This window comes from Salinisphaera sp. C84B14, from assembly GCF_040361435.1.
Classification (GTDB): domain Bacteria; phylum Pseudomonadota; class Gammaproteobacteria; order Nevskiales; family Salinisphaeraceae; genus Salinisphaera.
This window is the reverse complement of record NZ_APNL01000009.1, coordinates 48,949-73,488: the sequence shown is the minus strand read 5'-3', so window position 1 is coordinate 73,488 and position 24,540 is coordinate 48,949. Positions and strand designations below refer to the sequence as shown.

Below are 24,540 nucleotides of genomic sequence, written 5' to 3'. Positions count from 1 at the left end.
TTCATCGCAGGGAGCATCATGGAAAACAAACCCAGGCGTCGCAGTGCGACTGGCGCGTATATCGTGTTCTTGATCGCGGCGGTCACGCTGATGACCGTGCCCGTATTCACTTTCGCGGATCGCGTCGAGCCGCTGGTGTTCGGGCTGCCGTTCAATCTGTTCTGGATCGTGTTGGTCGAGCTGGCCGCGTTCGTGGCCATTCTTTGCTTCTACGTCTATGAACACGGCCGCGGGAGCGAGACATGAGCAACTGGATGTTCGCGCTGGGCTCGATGCTGGTCTATCTGGTCATCGCCTTCGCGCTGGGGCTGCTGGCCGGTCGCAAGCGCTCGTTCTGGTCGGTGTCCGAATATGCGGTGGCCGATCGGGGGCTGGGCTTCATCGTGGTCTGGTTCATGATGGGCGGTACGGTCTTCAGTGCCTTTGCCTTTCTGGGCGGGCCGGGGATGGCGTTCTCGCAAGGCGCGGCTGCGTATTTCGTACCGGCCTATCTGGCGCTGGGCATTCTGCCCTGGTACGTGCTCGGGCCGAAGGTCGGGCGGATTGGCGCGCGCAAGAACTTCGTCACCCTGGGCGAGTTCGTGGGCGACCGCTATCGCTCGCGTGCGCTCACGATATTGATCGGCGTGATCTCGGTACTGGCCTTCATCCAGTACCTGACGCTGCAGATCAAGGGCATGGCCTTCATCTTCAGCATTCTCACCGAAGGCGTGATCCCGTACTGGTTCGGCGCGCTGCTGGCCTACGGCATCGTGGTGATCTATGTCGCCAGTTCCGGCGTGCGCGGTGCGGCCTGGAGCGATGTGCTGCAGGGCGCGCTCATGCTCATCGTCGCTTGGGCGGTGGGCTTTTATCTGGTGAATACGCTGCACGACGGGCCGAGCGACATGTTCTCGGCCATCAACGCCGCGCAGCCGGATTTTCTGACCATCGGGCGTGACGGCTCGCCCATGTCGGCGATGGCCTTTGCCTCGGTGATCGTGGTGTCGGCCCTGGGCTTTCTGATGTGGCCGCATCTGTTCACCAAGTCCTATACCACCACGGAAAAACGCATCAAGCTCACCACGCTGGCCTTCCCGCTGTTCGGTATTTTCCTGGTGCCGGTGCTGTTCGTGGGCTATGCCGGTATCGGCGTGGTCGCCCCGGACGCGCTCGGCAGCGCCGACGAGCTGCTGCCCTATCTCATCACCAACGAGCTCGGCGCCAGTGGCTGGCTCTATGGCCTGATCGGTGCGGGTTCGCTGGCTGCGGCCATGTCGTCGTCGGATGCGATCACCCACGGCGGTTCGGTGTCCTTCGGGCGCGATATCTGTCGTGCGGTCAAGCCCGATCTGTCCGAGCGCGCGCAGATCTGGATCATGCGTCTGGCCGTGGTCGGCATCGGCGCGGCGGCCTACTGGCTGTCGATTTTCGGCGCGGCCGGGATCATTGCCCTGCTGGTGGGCGCCTATGGCTCCATCGCCCAGTTCGTGCCTGCGGTCTACGGCGCACTGATCTGGAAGCGCGGCACCGCCGTAGGTGCGATCAGTGGCATGGTGGTGGGCATCGGCGTCAACTACTACTACCAGATCGTGGCCGACACCACGCCCTGGGACATGAACGCGGGGCTTATCGGGCTGCTGTGCAATATCGCGATCTTCGTGGCCGTGAGCCTGATCACCAAGCCGGTTGATGAAGCACTCGCGGCTGAATATCGAAACGCCTAGAGCACGAGCGCTCTAGCGGTCTATGGATAGCGCGCTACCCGAGGGTAGCGCGCTGTAGGTCAGCCTGCAGGGGCAAGTATCGCCTGACCCTGCCAGGTATCTCGCTCTCAATGGGCAGCCGCCGTGGCCGCCGAGCCGTTCGTGCGCGTGCGCCGCTGGGCCTGCGTTTTCGCTGCCGGGCGTTCGTGGTGAATGCTCGAAGGCATCGGCCCCTTGCGCTTGCGCCGATGGGGCAGCGCCATGCGCAGAATGCGTTTCGCCACACCGCCGAGCTGTTTCGAAAACGGGCCGGTGTTGTAGTTAAGATTGTAGCGTTCGGCGATCGCCTGGATCTTGGGCCCGATTTCGCGATAGCGGTTGGAAGGCATGTCCGGGAACAGATGGTGTTCGATCTGATAACCCAGATGGCCGGTCAGCACATGGAACGGCACCGAGCCGTTGACGTTCGACGAGGCCAGCATCTGGCGCAGATACCACTCGCCCTGGGTTTCGTTTTCGGTTTCCTCGATACGAAACATCTCGGCTTCTTCAGTGAAATGCCCGCAGAAGATGATCAGGAACGACCATACGTTGCGGTTGAAGTTGGCGACCATGTTGCCGGAAACCACGAACGGCGCCATCGGCCCGGCCAGCACCGGGAACAGCACATAGTCCTTGAGCACCTGCCGGCGAACCTTGCGCCAGATATCGCGGCCCTGCGATAGCGCCTCGGCATAGCTCTTGTCCTTGCCCACGCGCTCCCATTCCAGGTCGTGCAGGGCAACGCCCCACTGGAAGAATGCGGCGAGGGCGAGCACATAGAACGGCTGGAACAGAAAGGCCGGGTTCCATTTCTGGTCTTCGCTCATGCGCAGGATCGAATAGCCCACATCGCGATCCATGCCCACGATATTGGTATAGGTGTGGTGCATGTAGTTGTGCGAATGCTTCCACTCGCGCCCGGGGCAGGTGTTGTCCCAGTCGTAGGTGGCCGAGTCCAGGGCCGGGTCCTGCATCCAGTCCCACTGGCCATGCATGGCGTTATGGCCGATTTCCATGTTCTCGAGGATCTTGGAAAGCGACAGCAGCGCGGTGCCGGCCAGCCAGGCCGGCGGCAGGATGCCGGCAAACAGCAGCGCGCGCCCGGCCACTTCGGAAAAACGCTGGGTATTGAGCACGCGATAGATATAGCGGGCGTCGTCCTTGCCGAGGCTTTTCATCACCTCGTCGCGCAGGGCGTCGAGTTCGGCGCCGAATTGTTCGACGTCGGCGTCGCTTAAATGTGTCGGTCGGCCCATGATTTGCTCCTCGGTTGGGTAGAACGGCGTTCTTGCATCGAGAACGCCTGTTAGATTTCCAGCGCGACGTCGCCCGCCGCGGCATGGATACAGATCTGGATGTCGGTATCGCGAATCTCGCGCACTTCGTTGTTGCGCAGATCGCGCACCGTGCCCTCGCTCACGCGGCACTTGCAGCTATGGCAAATGCCCATGCGACAGCCATAGGGCGGGTTCAGTCCGGCGTTTTCCGCCACTTCCAGCAGCGAGCCTTCGTCGCCGGAGGCGGCCACGTCGGATTTGATGAAATGCACCTCGCCTTCGCCCTGCGCGGCCTCGCGGCGGCTGGCTTCGAACTGTTCACGAAAGATGGGCTTCGTGGTGCGTGCGTCGAGCAGCGACTCGGCGGCGTCCATGAAACCCGACGGCCCGCACAGCCAGGTCATGCGTTCGCCAAGTTCGTGCACCTCGCGATCGAGCGTGTCGCCATCGATACGCCCGTGCTCCTGGGTATAGCGGATGACGAGCGACAGCGACGCATGGGCGTCAGCCAGTGCGTCCAGCTCGTCTGTATAAATCATGTCTTCGTCGGTGCTGGCGTAATGCATGAACACCACGTCCGGCAGACAGTCCTGATCGATCCAGGAGCGCAGAATACTCATCACCGGTGTGATGCCACTGCCCGCGCTCAGCAGCAATGCCTTGGCCGGCGGTTCGACGTTGGGGTAGAACTCGCCTTCGGGATGGCTCAGATAGACCAGCTGGCCGGCCTTGGCCCGGTCGACCAGAAAATTGCTGACCACGCCGTCGCCGTTGCGCTTGACCGTGATTTCCACCCGGTCGTTACGGGCCGCGCTTGCAATCGAGAAGCAGCGGCGATGACGTACACCGTCGAGGTCGATACCGAAGAGAATATGCTGGCCCGGGCGTGGCGTGATCCAGTTGTCGTTGGGGGCGATGGTCAGGGTGACGCTGTCGGGCGTCTGGCGCTGGACATCGGCAATACGTCCGCGCGGCTCGTTGACGGAAAGCTTGCTGTCGATCAACCCCAGGTAGTGATCGACCGACAGCGGCGTGGTCAGTGACTTCGCCAAAGAGCTCTTCAGCACCTTCCTCACGATCGGTTTCATCGCATCTCCTCGCACGGCATGGCCGTTGCAGTCGTGTGGGCTCTACGGCGCGCTTCGACTGCTTATTTTGTTCGGTTTGTTGTAGCACAGGCGTTTCGTTTCAGATATGGCGGTGCTTTTTCACCATTGCGGCAGGATGAATCGTACCCGCCGGCCGGAAACGTCTTTATCGATCAGGGCTGTGGGTTTTGAAATGGATTATTTTACGATTAGTGCCGCGAAACCAGAGGGTTAGATTCGGTACGCATAGGCGACGACTTGAACTCGGTTTAAGCTCTAATAATCGTCATTCAGCGCGTTAGCGACGTTAAATCGGTATGCGCAACGACCGGTAACCGGCGCTGACCGCGCTGCGGCATGCCGCTATCGCGCAATTAAACGACGACACACGCTTTTTTCAGGCGATCAGTCCGGGCCCCGGTACCGCGACCCGCAAACCGAATTGCTCCATCAGCCGGCGCTGTGCCGGATTGGGTCGTCGGGACGTAAACAAGGCAACAGGATCCGTCCCTTCGCCGGTCGCAGCCGCAGGCTCTGCCGGGCTGACAGCGACCGTGGACACGCTGAGCACGTGGCGGGCGATCGCCGGCGCCGGATCGAGCCATTGCACGGGCCAGGGCGCCAGCCGCTCGAAGACACCGGCCAGAAACGGATAGTGGGTACAGGCGAGCACCACGATATCGGTGCGCTGACCGGCCTTTTCGACGAAGCAGGGGGCGATTTCCGCACGGATCGCCGCGTCGTCGTCGGCGTTATTCTGAACATGGGCCTCGGCCAGACGGGCGAGCTGACGGCTGCCCACCAGGTTGATCTCGCAATGGGCCGCGAACGTTGCGATCAACTGGCGGGTGTAGTCGCGGCGCACGGTCGCCGGTGTGGCCAGTACCGATACCAGCCGCGAGCGACTGCGCTCGGCGGCCGGCTTGATCGCAGGTACCGTGCCCACGAAACAGGCGTTCGGATACGCCGCGCGTAGATCCGCCAGTGCGAGCGTGGCCGCCGTATTGCAGGCAATGACGACGATTTCCGGCGCGTGGTCCCTCAACAGGCGGCCCATCAGTGCGATCAGGCGATCGCGCAGCCGGTCTTCGTCCCAGTCGCCGTAGGGAAAGCCGGCATCGTCAGCCACATAGACGAGGCGGCGATCGGGCAACACCTGCCGGATTTCGCGCAGCACGGTCAGCCCGCCGATGCCGGAGTCGAATACCAGAATGGGGCGCCTTGCCATGCCTGTTGGGGTCTGCCTGCGAAAGCCGGCTATTCTGGCATAGGGCGTGTCGTCATGAGATAAGGCGGCGCATTGCCCGCGCTGGGCGTGCCATGCGGCGTTCCGGGCCTTGACCGTGGCTCGCCACGCTCGGCGGCCCGCGCCTTGCCTGGCACGCCCTAGAGCGTGACGGCACCGCCGTCGGCGCGCGGGTCGCTCGCACCTTCGCAATAGCCCTCGGGGTGGCGCACGACCGCACCGGCATGTCCTGCCAGGTCGGAAAAGGCATCGATCATCTCCACCTGGTGGCCGGTGGCGATGAGTTCGTCCACCAGTGACGGCTCGAAACGATTTTCCAGCTTGAGGCTGGTGGTGGCATCGCCCCAGGTCTTGCCCAGCAGCCAACGCGGTGCGGTGACCGCGCGCTGCAGGCCCTGGCCGTACATGGCATAGCGTGAGAAAACGGCTGCCTGGGTCTGGGGCTGGCCTTCGCCGCCCATGGTGCCGTAGGCCATGACCCGGCCGTCGTCGAGTTCGGCCATGGCCGGGTTGAGGGTATGGAACGGACGCTTGCCGGGGGCAAGCTGATTCGCGCCGGGTTCAAGCGAAAAGCCCGCCCCGCGATTCTGGAACGTCACCCCGGTGGCCGGGCAGGTCAGCCCCGAGCCGAACTCCCAGAACACGCTCTGAATGAAGCTGACCATGGTGCCCTCGGCGTCGGTCGCCCCCATCCAGATTGTATCGCCGGCCTTGGCTTCGTAGGGCCAGTCCAGCGCCTTGCGCGGGTCGATGGCGCCGTGCAGTTCGTCCAGATGCGCGGCCTCCAGCCAGGATTCGGCCGGGCGGCTCATGTGGTCGGGGTCGCCCAGTTCGGCGTTACGGATCAGAAACGCCTGTTTGGTGGCCTCGATCAGCCCGTGCAGATGATCGAAGCCCTCCGCCTCGGCCACTTTCAGGCGGTCGAACAGGGCCAGAATCATCAACGAAGACACGCCCTGGGTGGGCGGCGGCATGTTGTAGATCGTACCTACGGACAACGGCGTGGACAGCGGGGCGACGATATCGGCCGCGCATTGCGCCAGGTCGGATGCACGCAGCGGCGACCCCATGGCCTCCAGATAGGCCGCATGCGTTGCCGCCAGCGAGCCTGTGTAATAGCTGTCCAGGCCTTCGCGGGCCAGCGTTTCCAACGTGTTGGCAAGGGTCGGCTGATAGAAGATCTCGCCTTCGCGCGGCGCGCGATCGCCGGGCAGGAAAATATCCGCGAAGCCGGGCACGCCGCGCAGCTCGTCGGCCTTGGCGGCAGTGCAGGCCGCCTGGTTGCCGGTGGTCACGAAGCCGTCGCGGGCATGGGCGATCGCGGGCGCGAGCAATGTGTTCAACGCCATCGGCTCGCGCTCGAGCTGGTTCAGCGCGGCCTGCCAGCCGGCGATCGTGGCCGGCGCCGTCAGCGCGGCGCGGGCGCCGCGGGCCGGGATCTGTTCATGCTCGCCGTGACCGGCATACCAATCCGGCGTGGCCAGTGCTGCAGCACGCCCGCAGGCCGAGATGCCGATCGGCGCCTGACCGGGTTTCTTGATCAGCCAGAAACCGTCGCCGCCGATCGAGTTCATATGCGGATAGACCACGGCGATGGTCGCTGCGCTCGCGACCATGGCTTCAATGGCGCTACCGCCGGCGGCCAGTACATCACGCCCGGCCAGAGCGGCCGACAGATGCGGGGCGGTGACACAGCCGTAACGGCCTTTCGCGCTTTGCAGCATGGATAGCGTCCTGGGTGACTAAGGGGCGTTGCCGTATCGGCCGGCCCGGTCTAAATAACGGGTTGTAGCCGAATAATGCCGTATGCAGATGGTGGCTTGCATGGATCGGCGCAAGCGTTGCCGGTCGGTGGTAGCGGTGGTCGCTGGCGTTGCGGTCAAGGCGGGCCAGCGGCGCGAGGCACCCGCGGCTGTGCGGGTTCGGGTAGCGCAGCCGTTAATGCGTCTCCAACGCGCATATGCGTTAGAGACGACTGCCTGGGTCGCCCCTGCGCCTCGCGTGCGCGCCGGCATGACAGGGAGCTCGAGAGGCCCTGGGGCGTGTCGTCATAAGATAAGGCGGCGCATCGGCGGCCAAGCCGCGGCAAGACAAGGCATCGCGAGCGTAGCGTGGTCATGCCACGTAAGCGAGCGATAACGCCGAATTGCCGCGGCTTGGCCGTCGACCCTCCGGGTTGTCCGCGCCGGACGCGCCATGCGGCGTTGCGGACCTTGACCGTGGCCCGCCACGCTCGGCGGCCCGCGCCTTGCCTGACACGCCCGGCGCGGGCAATGCGACGTCATATCTTATGACGACACGCCCTCGCCCGGCTCCGCGTCGTAGAGGTTTGCACGCAGCACGTTAAAGATTTCGTTGCCATCGAGTCCTGCGAATTCGAAGCCGCTATCACGCCCTAGATGCCCGAAACGTTGCTCGGCCGCGGCCTGTGCGCCGACGTAGGCCATTGCCCAGCTGGAAAATACACGGGCATCCGAAGGCTCGAACAACAGCACGGTCACGTCGGAATGGCGTTCGTCGCACTGGATGCGTTCGAAGGTGGCCTGGATCGCATGGTGCGGGCCTTCGAGCACCTGGGCGAAACAGCCGCTATTGAACATGAGTGCGCCGGTGATCTGGGCTTGGCGGTTGTTTTCGCGCGAGATTTCCAGAATGCCGCCGATCTGCGGTTCCATCTCGTCGCTAATATCGTTACGGCTCATATAAACGAGGCGGTAGAGCGTATCGGGCATCGTGTCTCCTGAAGGCTAGCTCGCCTGCGCGGCGGACAGGCGGAATTGGCCGAGAAAGTCGGCGATCTGCTCGGCCGGCATGGGCCGGGCAATGTAGTAGCCTTGGGCTAGATTGCAGCCTTCGTGTTCGAGCTGGCGGTATTGTTCGAGTGTTTCGATGCCCTCGGCCGTGGTGGCCATGCCGAGGTTCGACCCCATGGCAAGAATGCCGCTGATCAAGGCCTTTGCACGCGGCGAAGGCTCGGCCTGGATGAAGGATTTGTCGATCTTGATCTTGGAGAACGGGAAGCTGTTGAGATAGCCCAGCGATGCATAGCCGGTGCCGAAATCGTCGATCGCGATGGCCACGCCCAGTTCCTGAATGGCCCAGAGCCGACGCATGATCGCTTCCGATTCATCGAGGAACAGGCCTTCGGTAATCTCCAGCTCGAGACGCGCCGGCGCGAGGCCGCTGTGGGCGAGCGCATCGCGAACGACGTCGATGATGGTGTCGTCGGCGAACTGGGCCGGGGAGACGTTGACCGCCACGATCAGGCGTTCGTCGCGCCAGGTCATGGCCTGTTCACAGGCCTTGCGGATCACCCAGCGGCCAATGGATGCAATTTCGCCGATCTCTTCGGCCAGCGGGATGAAGTCCAGCGGCGATACGCGCCCGCGCGTGGGATGCTCCCAGCGAATCAGCGCTTCGAAGCCGATCACGCGTTCGTCGCGGATCGAGGTCTGTGGCTGATAGTGCAGGGTGAATTGGCGCAGGCCGAGCGCGCGCCGCAGATCGACTTCAAAGTCGCGCCGGTCGAAGGCGCGTTGTTCCAGCTGGGACTGGAACACGTAATGGCCCGCGCGCCCCTGATGCTTGGCCTCGTAGAGGGCGAGATCGGCATGGCGCAACAGGTCCTGAAGCTGTTCGCTGTCGCCCACGAGCGTGGCAATGCCGATGCTCGCACCGATATTGATCTGGTGGCCGTTGACCAGAAACGGGCGTCCGAGCAGGTTGACCAGTCGGGCCGCCAGCGCTTCGAGGCCTTCGCGCCGTTTTTCCTCCGGTATGAGGATCACGAATTCGTCGCCGCCGAGCCGGATGAGCGTATCGTTGCCGCGGGTCGAGGCGCGAATACGCTGGGCGACCAGCACCAGCAGTTCGTCGCCGGCGCCGTGCCCGAGCGTGTCGTTGACCTGCTTGAAGTGGTCGAGGTCGATGACGAGCACGGCCGCGCAGCGCGCGCCGGTGGCTTCGAGCTCACGCAGGCGTTCGGCATACATCAGGCGGTTGCCGAAGCCGGTCAATGGATCGAGCTGTGCGGCGAGATCGAGCGTGGACTCTTCGCGACGGGGCCAGCCGCTGGCTACGATAACCATGCGTTGGTCGTCGCGGCGTGCGCCGATATAGAACGTCAGCGTCCGGCCGGGCGCGATCTCGATGGTGAGCGCCGATTCGCCGATATCCCGCAGCTGCCATTCGAGCAGGTCGCGGGAACGGGCTTCAGGCAGGGTGATATCCGTGAGCCGGCGCGGCAGCACCTCAATATTTAGCCGCCGGGCGAACGTGGTATTGGCATACGTAATGACGTTGTCGCCATCGATAATGGCGATGCCCGTGGCAAGCGCCTCAAGCTCCGTCACGCTGTCGATCATGCTCATGGCCCGTTCGTCGCACACAGCGACAATAGACAGACCGGCACAGCCGGGTCTGCGCTAATAAATTGGTAGTACGACGTTTGATCGGCGGTTGCGCCGCCAACTTGAACGGATGTTTGGCTGTCGGCTAGCCGCAGTTCACGCGGTCGCGGCCGTCGTCCTTGGCGCTGTAGAGCGCATCGTCGGCGCGCTTGAGCACCTGAGCCGGCGTCTCGTCGTTCTGGGCGCAGGTCACCCCGGCGGAGACGGTGAGGGTGATTTGCTCGCCTTCGATTTCGAGCGGGGTATCGCGTACGCGAGCCACGAGGCGCTCGAGCGTGTTGGCGGCCGCGGGCAGCGTTGTTTCGGGTAGCAGCGCCAGAAATTCCTCCCCGCCCCAGCGGCCGATCGTGTCGCTGTTGCGCAGCGTCTGGCGCGCGATATCGGCGAACAGTTTGAGCGCGGCATCGCCGGCGGCGTGGCCGTAGCGGTCGTTGAGCTGCTTAAAGTGATCGAAATCGATCAGGGCCACGCTCAGGTTGCGCGTATAGCGCTGGCCGCGATTGAGTTCATGATCGAGCTGCTCGGAGAGCAGCCGCCGGTTGGCCAAGCCGGTCAACTCGTCCTGCGTGGCAAGCGTTTGAAGTCGTTCGTGCGCATGGCGAAGTGCGGCGAGATCCTGTTCGCGCGCGATTTCATGACCCAGCCACTGGGCGAACATGGCGATCAGATCGTAGTCTTGCTGAGTGAAGGGGGACGACGGCAGAGAGCTGGAGAAACTCAACACACCATAAACACGGCCGTCCACGGTGATCGGGGCGCCCAGATACGACTCGAGCCGGAATTTCGCATAGCAGGGATGGGCGTTGAGTTTGCTCTCGCCGGCGTGATGAACGCCGAACGGACCCCGCTTCGAAAGCACGTGATAGCAGTACGTATCGGGCAGTTCATAGATAGCGCCGACGGCGATGCTGCCGTCCGGCGATTCGGCCTCTTTGACTTCGTAGCGCTGGCCGTCGATTTTCGCGACCACCCCGTAGGCCATGGCGAAATGCTGGACGCCCAGCTCGACAATCTCACGCCGGCGTTGCTCGAACCCGCGGGTCGGATCGGACGTGATCTGGTTGAGCGAGTGCAGCACCTTGTTCGTGGCGATATGCGACGATACGTCGCGAATAATCCCCAAAAACAGTGGCGTGCCGCGGTCGCCGTGGCGGATCGCACCGGCGGTGGTCTCACCTTCGAATACGCTGCCGTCGCGACGCCGATAGCGCATGAGATAAGTATGACGGGCGTCGTCGGCCTGGGCGTTGTAGCGCGTCGCGCCGAGCTGCTCGAAATCTTCACGCCGCTCGTATAACGCCGCCGTGGAAAGGCCGGCGAATTCAGCTGCGGTATAACGAAAGAGGCGGTTGGCGGCTTCGTTGGTCATCACCACCCGTCGGTCGACGTCGCTGATGATGACGGCCTCGCTGACCTCGGCAAACACCCGGGCGAGCAGAACACGCAGCGATTGACTGTCGAGCGCCAGTGCTTCGTCTGCGATCATATCTGCGCTTAGGTTTTTCAAGATGCCCCCCTGGCACGCGTAGGGTCGCGTGTTTCGCCGCCGAACATCGCGTGCGCGATCTGGCCACCTCCAAAGCGTACCGCAAACCCGCCCGGCCTTTGTGCGAAGTATGGCTTTTATCGCCGGCCGGGCATGTGCTATGCCATACCCAGGCGGCGTCAAGACCGCTTTGAACCGCGAACCGGAGGATAGACCTTGCTGATCGACCACCCGGGATATTCGTGGCGTGTGCGTGGTGGCGCGCCCGTCGAGCCCGAACGATGACGGCGAAAGCGTCGAGCAGCGGCGTGCCTGATCCCGCGGGTCGCTGGCAGGCATTGCTGATTCTCGCGGCGGCGCTGCTTTTGGGCATGACGGCCTGGTTTTCGGCCACCGCGGTCGTGCCCCAGCTGCGTGCCGGCTGGGCCCTATCGCGGGGTGCGGCGGCCTGGATGACCATCGCGGTACAGCTTGGCTTCGTGATCGGCGCGCTGGCCAGCGCGGTTTTCAATATCGCCGATCGTATGGCGCCGCGCCGGCTGATGTTCTACGGCGCGCTGCTGGCCGCGATCTCCAACGCGGCGTTGCTGCTGGCCCCGCCGGTGGCCCTGGCCGTCTTACTGCGCGTGCTCACCGGCATCGGCCTGGCCAGCGTCTATCCGCCTGCCCTGAAAGCGATGGCGACCTGGTTCAAGGTTAAGCGCGGCACGGCGCTGGGCATCATGGTGGGTGCGTTGACCCTCGGGTCGGCCGCGCCGCATCTGGTCAACGGACTGGGCGGGCTGGACTGGCGGGTGGTGATCGCCGCGAGTTCGATCATGTCCTTCGCCGGCGGCGTGATCGCCCGCTATCTGGGCCGCGACGGGCCGTTCGACTTCCCGCGTGCCGTGTTCGACCCGCGCAAGGCTTGGCAGGTGTTTTCGGATCGGCCGGTGCGTCTGGCCTGTATCGGCTACTTCGGCCACATGTGGGAGCTCTATGCCATGTGGGCCTGGTTCGGCGTATTTCTTGGCGATGTGCTTGATAGGAATGCGTTCGAGGCACCCCGGGCGCTGGGCGCGGTCGCCACCTTTGCCGCCATCGGGGTGGGGGCCGTTGGCTGCTGGGTGGGCGGTATTCTGGGCGATCGCTGGGGGCGCGGCAAAGCCACCGTGTTGGCCATGGTCGTATCCGGCGGCTGTGCGCTGATTATCGGTTTCATTCCGACCACCGCCTGGCCGCTCATTCTGATCGTGGGGCTGATCTGGGGATTCTGGGTGGTGGCCGATTCGGCCCAGTTCTCGACCGCGATCACGGAGCTGGGCGATCAACGCTATGTCGGGACCGCGCTGACGCTGCAGCAGGCCATCGGCTATGTGCTGACCATCCCCACGATCTGGCTGATACCGATCGTGCATGAATCCATGGGTTGGTCGTATGCGTTCGCACTGCTCGCGCTTGGGCCGCTGGTCGGCACGATCGCGATGCGCAAGCTCGCGCAGATTGAAAATGCGCCGGCCCGGGGCGGGCCGGCGTAGCGTCTGCCGTAGGGCGTATCAGCTGGCCAGAAGCGTATTCAGCTCGGGCGGCAGGTCGAAGGTGACGTCGACGAATTCGCCGGTGGTCACCGCCTGCTTGAGCGTATTGATCACCGCACGCACGGGTTCCTGCACGTCGTTTGCGTCCATGTTCGCGCGGGTGGCGACTTCGCTATAGAAATCGTCCAGGGCCACCGAGCCTTCGGCCTGGCCCCTGTGCTGCTGGCCGCCCTTGAGTGCGGCCTGGGACAGTTCCGACGGCAGCTGCGAGGTGAGCTTGCGAATCTCTTCCTGCGGCAGGTGCAGGCACAGCGATTCGATGGTCGCGAATGTCACGTTGGTGGCTACGGTGCGATCGTTAACGCCGCTGGCCTGTTCTACGCGGGCAATGAAATCTTCGGTCTGCATGGGCAATCCCTGTTCTGTCGTTCGATTCGGATACGCCGTCAAACGTATCCACTGGCCGGGGACTATGCCCGCACTGCCCCCGCGCGGCTATCGGGGCAACCACGTAATTGCGGGCATGCACGGGCCACGGGCGTGGCCGCTCGCAACAAAGATCGGTTAGAGCGAGGCTGCGCGCAGGCGTAGCGCGTTCGTGATCACCGACACCGACGACAGGCTCATCGCTGCCGCGGCGAGCATGGGCGACAGCAGGGTGCCCAGCAGCGGATACAGCACGCCCGCTGCGATGGGTACGCCGATGCCGTTGTAGGCAAAGGCAAAGAACAGGTTCTGGCGAATATTGCGCATGCTCTGGGCCGAGAGTCGCTGGGCCTTGGCGATGCCGCGCAGATCGCCTTTCACCAGCGTAATCGGCGCGCTTTCCATGGCGATATCGGTGCCGGTGCCCATGGCGATACCCACATCGGCCTGGGCCAGCGCCGGCGCGTCGTTCACGCCGTCGCCGGCCATGGCCACGCGGTGCCCTTGTTGCTGAAGTTTTTCCACCAGGGCGTGTTTGTCTTCGGGCAGGGCACCGGCATGGACTTCGTCGATGCCCAGCTCGGCCGCGACCGCTTTTGCGGTGGCTTCGCTGTCGCCGGTGAGCATCACCAGACGCAGGCCGGCCTCGTGCAGAATGGCCACCGCATCCCGGGTGTTGGCCTTGATCGGGTCGGCCACGGCCACGAAGCCCGCCAGGGCGCCGTCGACGGCGATCCACATCACCGTTTCGCCGCTACCGCGGCGTTCGTTGGCCTGGGTCGTCAGTGCCGTGGTGTCGATGCCGTAATGCGTCATCAGTGCGGCATTGCCGACCTGAACCGTACGCCCGTCGATACGCCCGGCCACGCCCCGGCCGGTGATCGATTCGAAATCGCCGGCCTGTTCGAGCGACAGCTCGCGTTCGCTGGCGGCCGCGCAGATCGCGCGCGCCAGCGGATGCTCGCTGGCGCGCTCAAGGCTCGCGGCCAGGCGCAGCAGTTCGGCCTCGTCGAAACCGCCCGCCGTCTCGATAGCGACCACGCGCGGCGCGCCTTCGGTGAGGGTGCCGGTCTTGTCCATGAGCAGCACGTCGACGTCCTGCATGCGCTCGAGCGCCTCGGCGTCGCGGATGAGTACGCCTTCGCGGGCACCGCGGCCGATGCCCACCATCACCGACATCGGCGTGGCCAGGCCCAGCGCACAGGGGCAGGCGATGATGAGCACCGAAATGGCGGCTACCAGCGCATGGGACAGTGCCGGTGCCGGCCCGAACAACGCCCATGCCGCAAAAGCAATAACGGCAGCCAGCACCACCGCCGGCACGAACACGCCAGCCACCTTGTCGGCCATGCTCTGAATCGGCGCGCGTGAACGCTGGGCGGCGGCGACCATATCCACGATGCGCGACAGCACCGTGTCGTCGCCGACCGATTCGGCCTGCATCACGAAGCCGCCGGCCTGATTGACCGTGCCGCCGGTCACCTTGTCGCCGGATTGCTTGTTCTGGGGTTCGGGCTCGCCGGTGATCATGGATTCGTCCAGCGTGGAACGGCCGTCGACGATCACGCCGTCCACCGGCACCTTTTCGCCCGGGCGTACCCGCAGGCGGTCGCCGGCGGCCAGATCGTCGAGGGCGACATCGGTTTCGTTGCCGTCGTCGTCGAGCCGGTGGGCGCTGGGCGGGGCGAGATCGAGCAGGGCCGACAGGGCACGCGAGGTCGCGCCGCGGGCACGCGCTTCCATGACCTGGCCGAGCAGAATCAGGGTGATGATCACCGCGGCGGCCTCGAAATACAGCGGCGTATGTCCGTTCTGGGCGAACGCGGCGGGCAATACACCCGGCAGCAACAGGGCGACGATGGAAAAGCCGTAGGCCGCGCCCACGCCGAGCGCGATCAGCGTCCACATATTGGGGCTGACGTTGACCACCGATTGCCAGGCGCGCTTGAAGGCAAAGCCGCCGCAATAGAACACCACCGGCGTGGCCATGGCGAACTGCAGCCAGCCGAAGCCCGCACCCAGCCAGGTGTGCAGATCCACGCCGGGAATCATGTCGCCCATGGCGAGTACGAACACGGCGCCGGCCAGCGGCAGGCTGATCCAGAACCGACGCTGCATGGCCTGGAGTTCCGGATCTTCGCTGTCCGGACTGACGGCGGTGGGCTCCAGCGCCATGCCGCATTTCGGACAGTCGCCGGGCTTGTCTTCGACGATTTCCGGGTGCATGGGACAGGTGTACTGCGTCTGGCGTTTCGGCGGCTTGGCCGGTTCCAGCGCCATGCCACATTTGGGGCAATCGTCCGGGTGGTCGCTTTCCACGCCCGGACACATGGGGCAGATATAGCGGGTGCCGGGCGGCGCGGGCGTATCGTCTTGTACCGGGTTCAGAAACGATTCCGGATCGGCGGCGAAACGCTCGCGACAGCGCGTGCAGCAAAAATGAAAGGTCTGACCGTTGTAGTCGTAGTGCGGCTTTTCGCCGGGCACCACGGTCATGCCGCAGACCGGGTCCTTGGCCGTATTGTCGTGGTCGGCCTGTGCGTGGCAGCAATCACTCATTGTCGTTCAACGTTTCGATGATGGGGCAGCCCTCGACCGGGCCGTGGCCCGAGCAGCGCCGGGTCATGTCTTCGAGCGTGGCGCGCATGCGCTGCAAATCGTCCAGACGGGTTTCGATCTCTTCGAGCTTGGCCTCGGCAATCGCCTTGATATCCGCGCGCTGGCCGCCGGCCTGCAGCTGCAGCAGGGCCGCTATCTCGTCGAGCGTAAAGCCCAGCCGCTTCGAGCGGCGAATGAAGCGCAGCCGCTGAACGGCATCGGCCGGGTAGCGCCGATAGCCGCTGGCCGCGCGCGGCGGCTCCGGCATCAAGCCTCGCCGTTCGTAGTAGCGAATGGTTTCGATACCCGTATCCGTGGCCTTGGCCAGTTGTCCGATCGAATAGGTCATGGCGTCACCTGCGTAGGGACTTCAAACCTTAAGTCTGTAGTCGGCTACAGAGTCAAGCCTTTATTGCAGCGTTGGCATCTGCTCGGGCTGAAGGCAGGGACGTTGTGCCCGGGTTTTCGACCGTGGGTAGGGCCTGTCGTCGCGAGAGAAGCCGTCGCATCGGCGACCAAGCCGCGGCAAGACAAGGCATCGCGAGTGCCGCGTGGTTGTGTCACGTAAGCGAGCCAACCCATGAACCATAACGCTGAATTGCCGTGGCTTGGCCGCCGACCGATCGTTATTCGTTGGGGGTTGCGATGGTATATCCCGCGACGACAGGCCCTAGTACCAGGCGCGCAGGCCCACCACGAACGCGGTCGAGGAAGTGGCTTCGCCCTCGGCGCGGGCCATGTCCTTGGTGTCGCCGTAGGTCTGCTCCCAGCGCACGCCGATATAGGGGGCGAACTCGCGCATGAATTCGTAGCGCAGGCGCAGCCCCATCTCGGTATTGTTCAGGCCGCTGCCGATGCCGTAGGCGGGCACGTCCTGGACGGCGACGTTGATTTCGGCGCGTGGCTGCAGGATCAGCTTCTGGGTGAGCAGCAGTTCGTATTCGAACTCGCCGCGCAGGCTGGCGTCCCCGTCTTCGCTGACGAAGGCGGCCAGATCGGTTTCGAGCCAGTACGGGGCCAGGCCCTGTAATCCGAGCACGGCAAAGCCGCGGTCCGGGTTGGGATTGATGTCGTAGCGCAGGCCTGCCTGTGCGCTCCAGAACGGCGAGATCGTGCGGCTGTAGAGGGCCTGGAATTCGGTGTCCTCGGGCGAGCCACCGCGCATGGGCCCTTCGCCTTCGGTCTTGAGCCAGAGCTTGTTGAGGTCGCCGCCGATCCAGGCCTGGGCATCCCAGAGATAGTTGTTGGTGCCGTCGATGTCGCCGTATTCGAGGCGGTCGAGCAGCACGAAGGTATGGGTCTGCTTGTCGTGGATCGGTTTGTTCCATGCGGCCGGAGCGCCGCTGTTGGGGTCGGCCGGGCCTGCCGGAATCACCGACTCCAGAGCGGCCTTGCCGTCGCCGTCGGCCTGCGCCCATGCCGACGTATTCACGCCCGACAGCAGGGCGCAGCACAGGAGCGTGAGTGCTTGGTTATGCATCGGCGCCTCCGGCCCGGTCGCTCACGCGCACAACGCGAAACATGCCCATTTCCATGTGGTAGAGCAGGTGGCAATGAAACGCCCAGCGGCCCGGCTCGTCGGCGGTGACGAGTAGCGAGGCACGCGAGGCCGGCAATACGCTCAGCGTGTGCTTGAAGGGCAGCCGGTCGCCCTGGCCGTTTTCCAGCTCCATGAACATGCCGTGCAGATGGATCGGGTGCTCCATCATGGTGTCGTTGACCAGGATCAGGCGGATGCGCTCGCCGTAGGGGAACTCGATCGGCGTCGAATCGGAATATTTCACGCCGTCGAAGGACCACATGTAGCTGTCCATATTGCCGGTGAGATGAATTTCGATGGTGCGTGATGGCTCGCGGCGATCCTGCATGGGCCGTACGTTGCGCAACTGGCTGTAGGTAAGCACGCGATGATCGACGTGCTCGAGGCCGGTGCCCCGTTCGGCCAGCCGGTCGCGCTGCACGGTGGCGACATTGATATTGCCCGCGCCGTGCATGTCGGGCCCGTGTTCGGCGACGATCGGTCCCGCCTGTTCCATCATCGCGCCGGTGCCCGTATGTTCGGCGTTTGGCCCACTGCCATGGGTCATCTTGCTCATGTCGTGGTCCATGCCCGCCGTTGTCGCGCCGTCGGTGGCGTGACTCTGATGGCGTGTATGGCCCATGCCGGCCATGCCGTGGTTCTCTTGCGCGGCCGGCATGCCCGGCATCGAGTCATGGTTCATGTCCTGGCTCATCGCGTCGCCGTGCTGGCCGTGGCCCATCTTCATGTGGCCCATATCCATATCGCCCATGGCCATGCCCATGTCCATCATCGTGCGCTGTGGCTGTTCGCGCAGCGCGGGCACGGGGGCGGCCATGCCCACGCGCGGCGCGAGGGTGCCGCGGGCATAGCCGCTGCGGTCCATGCTTTCGGCCATGACCGTATAAGCCTGGTCGGCGGTGGGTTCGACGACCACATCAAACGTTTCGGCGACGCCGATCTGGAATTCGTCGGTCTCGACCGGTTCGACTTCCTTGCCGTCGGCGGCGACCACGGTCATCGGCAGGCCGGGCACTCGGACGTTGAAGTAGGTCATGGCCGAGGCGTTGATCACCCGCAGGCGGATACGCTCGCCCGGCGTGAACAGCCCCGTCCAGTTGGCCTCGGGGTGCAGGCCGTTCATGAGATAGGTGTAGGTATGGCCCGTCACATCGGCGATATCGCGGGCGCTCATGCGCATTTCGCCCCAGGCCAGACGGTCCCTGAGGGTGCTGGCGACTCCGGCGGTACGAAAATCCTCGGCCAAGTCGCCCAGGGTGCGCTCGCTGAAGTTGTAGTAGTCGCTCATCTTCTTGAGTCGGGCGACGATGCGGTGCGGATCCTCGAAGGTCCAGTCGTTGAGCACGATGACGTACTCACGGTCGGCGTCGATGCCGTCGTCGTCGGCCGGATGAATCACGATAGGGCCGATCTGGCCGCTTTGTTCCTGCAACCCCGAATGGCTGTGATACCAGTAGGTGCCCGCCTGCCGGACCGGGAAATCGACTTCGAAGCGCTCGCCCGCGGCGATCCCCGGGAAGGCCACACCGGGCACGCCGTCCATCTGAAACGGCAGCAAGAGGCCGTGCCAGTGCATCGAGGTCGGTTCATCCAGATGGTTATGCACCCGCAAACGGGCGTTACGGCCTTCCCAGAGTTCCAGGATCGGGCCGGGCGTACTGTGGTTGATGGTCAGCGCCGAGGCCCGGCCGCCGGCGATATCGATGCGCTCGCGACGCACGTGCAGATCCATGACGACATCCCGGGGCGCCCCGCCTGCGACCCGGGCCGCGGGGGCGCTCGGCTGCTGTCGTGCGTCGGCGCCCCGGTTGTCCCGGGCATAGGCCGGCAACAGGGCGTTGAAGCCGGCCAGCAGCCCGCTCGCACCCATGGCGCGCAACAGGCGGCGGCGGTCGCTATCGGTGGTTCGTTGACCCATGAGTCCTCCCGAATTCGAAATCCGGCGCCGGATTCGGCGCGGGTCTAGAGGCGCGCATAGACATCGCCCTGCAAGGTGCGCACGACGAAGGTCTGCGTTTTCTCGCCCGGCATGCCGGGGGTGCCGATCGGCATGCCGGGCAGGGCGATGCCGTCGATGTCCGGCTGTTCGCGCAGCAGTTTCGCCACGACTTCGAGCGGCACATGGCCGACCACGGTATAGCCACCGATGCGCATCAGATGGCAGGAACTCAGCTCGGGGGCTACGCCCGCGGCCCGAAACCGCTCGGCGCGATCGCCCATTTCGGCCACGGTTACGTCGAAGCCGGCCGCGCGCAGATGATCGACATACTTGTGACAGCAGCCACAATTGGCATCGCGATACAGGGTCGCGCTCAGCGGCGCGGCGACCGCGGCGCTGGCGAGTGCCCATAGCAGCATGGCGGCCGTGAATCGGTAGAGCGTGCGAAAACGAGACGCGGTCATGGCGTGGCTCCGACAGCTGGGCGCGTAGCATGCGCGGGGTTGGGTCACGCCGAATATAGCCATGCCAAGGCTACGGCGACAACGTGGACCCGGGTACGGACTTGGGTGCTGGGTCGGTCGATAAAATATTTTTAATCAATAGCCTGAGAGCCATGCGGGAAATTCTGTCGGAGGCTGGCCGACAGGCAGCCGGCACTCAATCCGCGCCGTTCGAGCGGCGGCCGCCACACGAGTGTCCAGGCCCGGTCGGGCCTGCTTGAAGACAAGCGCGTACACTACGGCGCGTTACGAACCGGTGACAGGACGACGACGTATGCGAGTAGTGGCGATTGGGGCCGGCGCCTGGGGCAAGAACATCATCCGTAATCTCGACGAGCTCGGCGTGCTGGCCGGGATTGTGGAAGGCAATACGGAACGGCTGAACGGCTACGGCGAGCAGTATCCGGGCGTATCGCTATTCGAGGACTGGCGTGCCGCCCTGGAATCTGCCGACTGCGATGCCGTCACCATTGCCACGCCCACGCCGTCGCATTTCGAGATTGCCATGGCGGCCATCGAGGCCGGCAAGGATGTGTTCGTCGAAAAACCGCTCACGCACAGCTCTGGCGAAGCGCGCCAACTGGTAGACGCCGCGCGGCACAATGACGCCATTCTCATGGTCGGCCATCTGCTGATCTACCAGCCCGCGATCGCCTGGATACGCGAATACGTCGCGAACGGCGAGATCGGCGAGCTGTTTTCGATTCGCCACGAGCGGCTCAATCTCGGGCGTGCGCGCAGTGCCGAGAACGTGATCTGGGATATCGGCGTGCATGATATGGCGGTGATGCTGTATCTCGTCGGCGAAGCCCCCGAACGGGTCCGTGGTACCGGCCATCGCATGCTTGGCCTGGGCGTCGAGGACGAGGTGCATGTGCATCTGGAATTCGCCAACGGCGTGCGCGGCAATATCCATACATCCTGGCTGTGGCCGGAAACCGACCGGCGCACCATCCTGCGCGGCTCGCGCGGCATGCTCGTTTACGACGAAGTCGCCCAGACGGTCACCCATCATCGCCGCTGGATCGATGCCGAACTGCAGAATCACGATGAAGGCAGCGAGGTCGTCCACCGCGGCGACGGCCAGCCGCTCAAGCTCGAGCTGCAGCACTTCCTCGACCGCGTGAAGGATCGCGAGCCTGCCCGCTCCGACGGCGAAAGCGCGCTGGCCGTGGTGGAAACGCTGGAGCGCATCAACGCGGCGGTAGAGGAATCCAGCCGCTATTGACGTTGTGGTAGTACAGGGGGCCGGGTATAACGCTCGGCCGATCAATCGGAACGGCGATGGCCGGCCGGCGAATGGTGACCGGGGTATTCACGCGTCTGAGTAAAGCAGCCGTTGATCCCTGTTTACCCGGTCGACGATGAAATGCCAGCTGCGGTTAACGGCGTCGAAGCGATGCAGGTCGCGGTTGGTGGATATCCAGTAATGCCGCACGAAGCGCAGATCGTCGGTCAGCACCCGGGCCAGGCGCGGCTCGTGCGCCGCCATGTAGTCGGGCAGGATCGATAGCCCCACGCCTGCCAGCGCCGCTTCCTTCTGAGCGCCGATGGTGGTGCTTTGGAACACGAAATTCAGCTGCGGCGCGATCTCGTAGTGGTACCTCAGTTCGCCGGTGAACAGCCTGTTGTCGATATAGCCGATCCATCCATGATCAATGAGCTGGCTGCGATGGCGAATGGCGGCGTGCCGGGCGAGATAGTCGTGGCTGGCATAAACGCCCAGCGTATAGGCGGTCAGCAGACGCCGGATCACGAATTCCCCGGTCGGCTGCTCCAGCGTGATGCTGATATCGGCTTCACGGCTGGTGACGGTGGTCGACTTGGGCAACGAGATGAAATCGATATCGATACCGCTGTCGGGTACCCAGGCCGCAATGCGGCGTGACAGGTAGTTGTCGCCCAGCCCTTCGGTGACGCCGATGCGTACGCGCGATCGTGCGCCCGGCGCCTCGATCCCCTCCAGGCCGAGACGAAGATTGCGTTCCAGATTTTCCGCGTGGCGTAACAGGCCCATGCCGACGTGGGTCAGCTTGAAACCGTCGCCTGTCTGCACGAACAACTGTGCGTCGAGCGCGCTTTCGAGTACCCGGATACGGTTGCCGACAGTCACACGAGAGGCGTCGAGCACACGTGCGGCCCGGGTCAGGCGCCCGTGTCGGGCAAGCGCCAGGAAATACTTCAGGTCGTTCCAGTTTGTCGCGAGTAGTTGGGCTTCGTCTGACATGTCAGCCAAGGTGGCATAGTGGCGAGCGTAAAAATTATGACATGCGCTGTAACAATTTTTATCTATCGCAGGGCCGGCATGAGCGGCTAGCTTCTCGACATTGAATCAATCGAGAAGATGTCTTGGTGATGAAAGCGAACACGGCTGTATCAGTGGTGCAGCACGCGCCCGGCGACATGGGGCAGATGGAAGCCAACCTGGTCTATATCGAGCAGCGGCTCGAAGAGGAAGGCCAGCGTGGCAGTGAACTCGTGGTGTTCCCCGAAATGGGCATCACGAGTTTTTTCCGGCACGAACCCGGCGGCTATGAACGCTACTGGCGCGAAGCCACGATCGAGCTCGACGGTCCGGAACTCGGTCGTGTGGCCGACGCGGCCCGGGCCGCCAACACCCATGCCGTGGTCGGGTTCGCCGAGCGTGCAGATACCACCGGCGTGATCTACAACAGCGCCGCATTGATCGGCCCAGACGGTCTGCTCGGGGTTACCCGAAAGGTCCACCTGCCAGGTCTGGAAAAGCTCTATTACACGCCTGCAGATTCGATCGAAGTCATCGATAGTCCGCTCGGACGTATCGGTATCGCGATCTGCTACGACGTGATGTTCCCCGAGTATTTTCGAGCGCTGTCCGACCAGGGCGCAGAAATCATCGTGTTCTGTTCGTCCACCTGGCGCGGTGGCGCCAAGGGCGGGGTCGGAATCGAGCACGTCAAACGCGATTACTGGGCGGCGCTGCCGATGGTCACGGCGATACAGAACCAGGCCTTCGTCGTGGGCTGCAACGCCTGCGGAAGCCTCGATATGGGCTCTCAGGCCGGTGTCTGGGAGCGCCTCGGCCTGAGCCAGATCGTCGCGCCGACCGGCCAGATCCTTGCGACGGCGGGTGAGCGCGACAGCGAAATTCTAAGGGCCGAGCTGGATAGGGAAGACCTGATCGCTGCCCGCACCAGCTATCGCTTTCTGACTGACCGGCTGCTCTAGCAAGCGGGCATCGCTTGGAAGGCGTTGAAAACAGCTGACGCAGCCAGCTGTCTTGGTGCCGGATTAATAATCACTGAAATTGGGGGAGTCAACGTGAACGACACGCGAATAATGATATGGATCGGCCTGGTGATATTTTTGGCGCTGATTGCCGTGCTCGGCTATATCGGCTCCAAGAAAACCGCCACCATCGCCGACTTTTCCATCGCCGGGGCCTCGCTGGGACCGGTCGTGCTGGGCCTGGCCTATGCCGCGACTTTCTTCAGCGCCTCGACTTTCGTCGGCTATACCGGCTGGGCCTACGAATGGGGCTTTTCGTCGCTTTGGATATTCCTGACCCTGATCGCGGCCTCGCCGCTGGGCCTGATCGTCATCGCCAAGCGCGCACGGGCAATGAATATCAGTCAGAAGTCATTGTCGCTGCCCGATTGGCTGGGTGATCGCTATGACAGCGATTTCGTGCGGGTCGGCGCCGCGTTGATCTGTCTTTTCAACATTTTCTATATCGCCGCACAGTTTGCTGCAGGGGCCTGGATCTTCAACACCCTGCTCGGGTTGCCTTACGACGTCGGCGTCGTTTTCATCGCCGTCATCGTGGTGGCCTATGTGTTCGGTGGCGGTTCCTATGCCGATATCTATACCGATGCGGCCCAGGCCTTGCTGATGGTGATCATGGGGGTGCTGGTGTTCGTCTCCGTGTTCTGGATGTTCGACGGCGGCCTCACCGCCGCGCTGACCGAAATATCGCAGACGCTGGAAGCGCGCGACCCCAATCTGGTGGCCGTGACCAATCCCGATTCGATCGTGTTCTATTCGGTGCCGGCCATCGTGGGTGCTTTCATCATCCAGTTTGCGTTCGCCGCCCAGCCGCAGCTGTTCAACAAGGTGCTGGCGCTCAAGGACCCGAAAGATATGCGCCGCATGATTATCGTCTATATCGTGGCGGCGCTTGGCTTCCTGTTGGTCATATTCGGGGGGCTGTATGCCGCGGTGACCGTGGACGTCGACAACCTGGATACCAGTTTGCTCCAGTACGTGACCGTCGCCTTTCCGCCGATCGTATCGGCGTTTCTCGGCCTGGTCATCATCGCCGCGGCCATGTCCACCACCGACGGGATTTTCGTGGTGATGTCCACGATCGTGGCCAACGATATCTATCTGAAGGTTCTTGTACGCCGTGGCTATATCAAGAAATCGCCGGCCGAAGCCGAACGCTCGGCGCTGCTGCTGTCGCGTATTTCGGTCATCGTAGTCGGCGTGGTCGCGTCTTTGATCGTGTTCAATCCCCCCGAGTCGATCGGCATGTTCATTTGGGTGGGTATTTCCGGGGTGGCCTCGGGCACGCTCGGGCCGTTGCTGGCCAGCCTGTTCTTCCCGGCCTTGGCCACGCGGGCTGCCGCCTCGTGTTCCCTGGTCGCCGGTCTGGTCGCCTATCTGGCCATCATGTTCACGGATGCGATCAAGAGCACCATGGCCGCCGGTTCGGTCGGCGTACTGATCGGTCTGACGGTCATGCTCGTGGTCGGCATTGCCACCCGTCACCATCTCACCACACAGGAGGGCTGAAGCATGTGGGT

20 protein-coding genes are annotated in these 24,540 nt (G+C 63.8%); 6 read left to right on the top strand and 14 right to left on the bottom strand.

What is annotated here, in order from left to right; genetic code table 11:
• The first annotated feature begins 18 nt into the window (after nt 1-18).
• Nucleotides 19-246, top strand: a complete 228-nt coding sequence (locus C84B14_RS09645) for a hypothetical protein (protein ID WP_293626681.1) — start codon at nt 19-21, stop codon at nt 244-246.
• The gene (locus tag C84B14_RS09640; protein WP_353223688.1) at nt 243-1,706 is read left to right on the top strand and encodes a sodium:solute symporter family protein; all 1,464 of its coding nucleotides are present in this window, start codon (nt 243-245) and stop codon (nt 1,704-1,706) included. Before C84B14_RS09645 ends, C84B14_RS09640 begins: the two co-directional genes overlap by 4 nt.
• Nucleotides 1,707-1,813: 107 nt before the next feature.
• Here C84B14_RS09640 and C84B14_RS09635 read toward each other — a convergent pair whose 3' ends face one another.
• The 7 genes from C84B14_RS09635 to C84B14_RS09605 form a co-directional block, all read right to left on the bottom strand.
• Nucleotides 1,814-2,983: a fatty acid desaturase family protein gene (locus C84B14_RS09635; protein ID WP_353223686.1), complete on the bottom strand. Its 1,170-nt coding sequence runs from the start codon at nt 2,981-2,983 to the stop codon at nt 1,814-1,816.
• 50 nt (nt 2,984-3,033) lie between these two features.
• On the bottom strand, nt 3,034-4,092 hold the full coding sequence (locus C84B14_RS09630; protein ID WP_353223684.1) for a ferredoxin reductase: 1,059 nt from the start codon (nt 4,090-4,092) through the stop codon (nt 3,034-3,036).
• Nucleotides 4,093-4,489: 397 nt separating this feature from the next.
• Nucleotides 4,490-5,320, bottom strand: a complete 831-nt coding sequence (murI, locus tag C84B14_RS09625) for a glutamate racemase (protein ID WP_353223682.1) — start codon at nt 5,318-5,320, stop codon at nt 4,490-4,492.
• 158 nt (nt 5,321-5,478) lie between these two features.
• A complete protein-coding gene (locus C84B14_RS09620) occupies nt 5,479-7,062 on the bottom strand; it encodes a gamma-glutamyltransferase family protein (protein ID WP_353223680.1) in 1,584 nt (527 codons plus the stop codon).
• Nucleotides 7,063-7,626: 564 nt separating this feature from the next.
• Entirely contained in the window at nt 7,627-8,070 is a 444-nt protein-coding gene (locus C84B14_RS09615) for a BLUF domain-containing protein (RefSeq protein WP_353223678.1), read from the bottom strand.
• Nucleotides 8,071-8,085: 15 nt separating this feature from the next.
• Nucleotides 8,086-9,708 (bottom strand): putative bifunctional diguanylate cyclase/phosphodiesterase, encoded by a 1,623-nt coding sequence (locus C84B14_RS09610; protein ID WP_353223676.1) that lies wholly within the window; start codon nt 9,706-9,708, stop codon nt 8,086-8,088.
• 124 nt (nt 9,709-9,832) lie between these two features.
• Nucleotides 9,833-11,233, bottom strand: a complete 1,401-nt coding sequence (locus C84B14_RS09605) for a sensor domain-containing diguanylate cyclase (RefSeq protein WP_353223674.1) — start codon at nt 11,231-11,233, stop codon at nt 9,833-9,835.
• A gap of 281 nt (nt 11,234-11,514) precedes the next feature.
• On the opposite strand from C84B14_RS09605, the gene C84B14_RS09600 reads away from it, so the two are divergent.
• Complete coding sequence (locus C84B14_RS09600; protein ID WP_353223673.1) at nt 11,515-12,750, top strand: MFS transporter; 1,236 nt, start codon at nt 11,515-11,517, stop codon at nt 12,748-12,750.
• A gap of 18 nt (nt 12,751-12,768) precedes the next feature.
• Here C84B14_RS09600 and C84B14_RS09595 read toward each other — a convergent pair whose 3' ends face one another.
• The 6 genes from C84B14_RS09595 to C84B14_RS09570 form a co-directional block, all read right to left on the bottom strand.
• Complete coding sequence (locus C84B14_RS09595) at nt 12,769-13,158, bottom strand: DUF2267 domain-containing protein (protein WP_353223672.1); 390 nt, start codon at nt 13,156-13,158, stop codon at nt 12,769-12,771.
• A 156-nt stretch (nt 13,159-13,314) separates the two neighbouring features.
• Nucleotides 13,315-15,735, bottom strand: coding sequence for a heavy metal translocating P-type ATPase (locus C84B14_RS09590; RefSeq protein WP_353223670.1), 2,421 nt, complete (start codon nt 15,733-15,735; stop codon nt 13,315-13,317).
• Complete coding sequence (locus C84B14_RS09585; RefSeq protein ID WP_353223668.1) at nt 15,728-16,123, bottom strand: MerR family transcriptional regulator; 396 nt, start codon at nt 16,121-16,123, stop codon at nt 15,728-15,730. The genes C84B14_RS09590 and C84B14_RS09585 overlap by 8 nt, the downstream gene beginning before the upstream one ends.
• A gap of 321 nt (nt 16,124-16,444) precedes the next feature.
• Entirely contained in the window at nt 16,445-17,254 is an 810-nt protein-coding gene (locus tag C84B14_RS09580) for a copper resistance protein B (protein ID WP_353223666.1), read from the bottom strand.
• Nucleotides 17,247-19,232: a copper resistance system multicopper oxidase gene (locus C84B14_RS09575; RefSeq protein WP_353223664.1), complete on the bottom strand. Its 1,986-nt coding sequence runs from the start codon at nt 19,230-19,232 to the stop codon at nt 17,247-17,249. The genes C84B14_RS09580 and C84B14_RS09575 overlap by 8 nt, the downstream gene beginning before the upstream one ends.
• 44 nt (nt 19,233-19,276) lie before the next feature.
• A complete protein-coding gene (locus tag C84B14_RS09570; RefSeq protein WP_348765376.1) occupies nt 19,277-19,717 on the bottom strand; it encodes a DUF411 domain-containing protein in 441 nt (146 codons plus the stop codon).
• Between the two features lie 322 nt (nt 19,718-20,039).
• Here C84B14_RS09570 and C84B14_RS09565 point away from each other — a divergent pair, with 322 nt between their 5' ends.
• Nucleotides 20,040-20,984, top strand: coding sequence for a Gfo/Idh/MocA family protein (locus C84B14_RS09565; protein WP_353223662.1), 945 nt, complete (start codon nt 20,040-20,042; stop codon nt 20,982-20,984).
• A gap of 87 nt (nt 20,985-21,071) precedes the next feature.
• Here the strand turns inward: C84B14_RS09565 and C84B14_RS09560 are convergent, their stop codons facing one another.
• Entirely contained in the window at nt 21,072-21,983 is a 912-nt protein-coding gene (locus C84B14_RS09560; RefSeq protein WP_353223660.1) for a LysR family transcriptional regulator, read from the bottom strand.
• Nucleotides 21,984-22,111: 128 nt separating this feature from the next.
• On the opposite strand from C84B14_RS09560, the gene C84B14_RS09555 reads away from it, so the two are divergent.
• Together C84B14_RS09555 and C84B14_RS09550 are read left to right on the top strand one after the other, a co-directional pair.
• Nucleotides 22,112-22,963 (top strand): carbon-nitrogen hydrolase family protein, encoded by an 852-nt coding sequence (locus C84B14_RS09555; RefSeq protein WP_353223811.1) that lies wholly within the window; start codon nt 22,112-22,114, stop codon nt 22,961-22,963.
• Nucleotides 22,964-23,056: 93 nt separating this feature from the next.
• The gene (locus tag C84B14_RS09550; RefSeq protein WP_353223658.1) at nt 23,057-24,529 is read left to right on the top strand and encodes a sodium:solute symporter family transporter; all 1,473 of its coding nucleotides are present in this window, start codon (nt 23,057-23,059) and stop codon (nt 24,527-24,529) included.
• Nucleotides 24,530-24,540: the final 11 nt, after the last annotated feature.

What these genes read in the sequence shown, in the direction of transcription:
- C84B14_RS09645 (WP_293626681.1), top strand. Translation starts at nt 19, where the DNA reads ATGGAAAACAAACCCAGGCGTCGCAGTGCGACTGGCGCGTATATCGTG.
- C84B14_RS09640 (WP_353223688.1), top strand. Translation starts at nt 243, where the DNA reads ATGAGCAACTGGATGTTCGCGCTGGGCTCGATGCTGGTCTATCTGGTC.
- C84B14_RS09635 (WP_353223686.1), bottom strand. Translation starts at nt 2,983, where the DNA reads ATGGGCCGACCGACACATTTAAGCGACGCCGACGTCGAACAATTCGGC.
- C84B14_RS09630 (WP_353223684.1), bottom strand. Translation starts at nt 4,092, where the DNA reads ATGAAACCGATCGTGAGGAAGGTGCTGAAGAGCTCTTTGGCGAAGTCA.
- murI (WP_353223682.1), bottom strand. Translation starts at nt 5,320, where the DNA reads ATGGCAAGGCGCCCCATTCTGGTATTCGACTCCGGCATCGGCGGGCTG.
- C84B14_RS09620 (WP_353223680.1), bottom strand. Translation starts at nt 7,062, where the DNA reads ATGCTGCAAAGCGCGAAAGGCCGTTACGGCTGTGTCACCGCCCCGCAT.
- C84B14_RS09615 (WP_353223678.1), bottom strand. Translation starts at nt 8,070, where the DNA reads ATGCCCGATACGCTCTACCGCCTCGTTTATATGAGCCGTAACGATATT.
- C84B14_RS09610 (WP_353223676.1), bottom strand. Translation starts at nt 9,708, where the DNA reads ATGAGCATGATCGACAGCGTGACGGAGCTTGAGGCGCTTGCCACGGGC.
- C84B14_RS09605 (WP_353223674.1), bottom strand. Translation starts at nt 11,233, where the DNA reads ATGATCGCAGACGAAGCACTGGCGCTCGACAGTCAATCGCTGCGTGTT.
- C84B14_RS09600 (WP_353223673.1), top strand. Translation starts at nt 11,515, where the DNA reads ATGACGGCGAAAGCGTCGAGCAGCGGCGTGCCTGATCCCGCGGGTCGC.
- C84B14_RS09595 (WP_353223672.1), bottom strand. Translation starts at nt 13,158, where the DNA reads ATGCAGACCGAAGATTTCATTGCCCGCGTAGAACAGGCCAGCGGCGTT.
- C84B14_RS09590 (WP_353223670.1), bottom strand. Translation starts at nt 15,735, where the DNA reads ATGAGTGATTGCTGCCACGCACAGGCCGACCACGACAATACGGCCAAG.
- C84B14_RS09585 (WP_353223668.1), bottom strand. Translation starts at nt 16,123, where the DNA reads ATGACCTATTCGATCGGACAACTGGCCAAGGCCACGGATACGGGTATC.
- C84B14_RS09580 (WP_353223666.1), bottom strand. Translation starts at nt 17,254, where the DNA reads ATGCATAACCAAGCACTCACGCTCCTGTGCTGCGCCCTGCTGTCGGGC.
- C84B14_RS09575 (WP_353223664.1), bottom strand. Translation starts at nt 19,232, where the DNA reads ATGGGTCAACGAACCACCGATAGCGACCGCCGCCGCCTGTTGCGCGCC.
- C84B14_RS09570 (WP_348765376.1), bottom strand. Translation starts at nt 19,717, where the DNA reads ATGACCGCGTCTCGTTTTCGCACGCTCTACCGATTCACGGCCGCCATG.
- C84B14_RS09560 (WP_353223660.1), bottom strand. Translation starts at nt 21,983, where the DNA reads ATGTCAGACGAAGCCCAACTACTCGCGACAAACTGGAACGACCTGAAG.
- C84B14_RS09555 (WP_353223811.1), top strand. Translation starts at nt 22,112, where the DNA reads ATGAAAGCGAACACGGCTGTATCAGTGGTGCAGCACGCGCCCGGCGAC.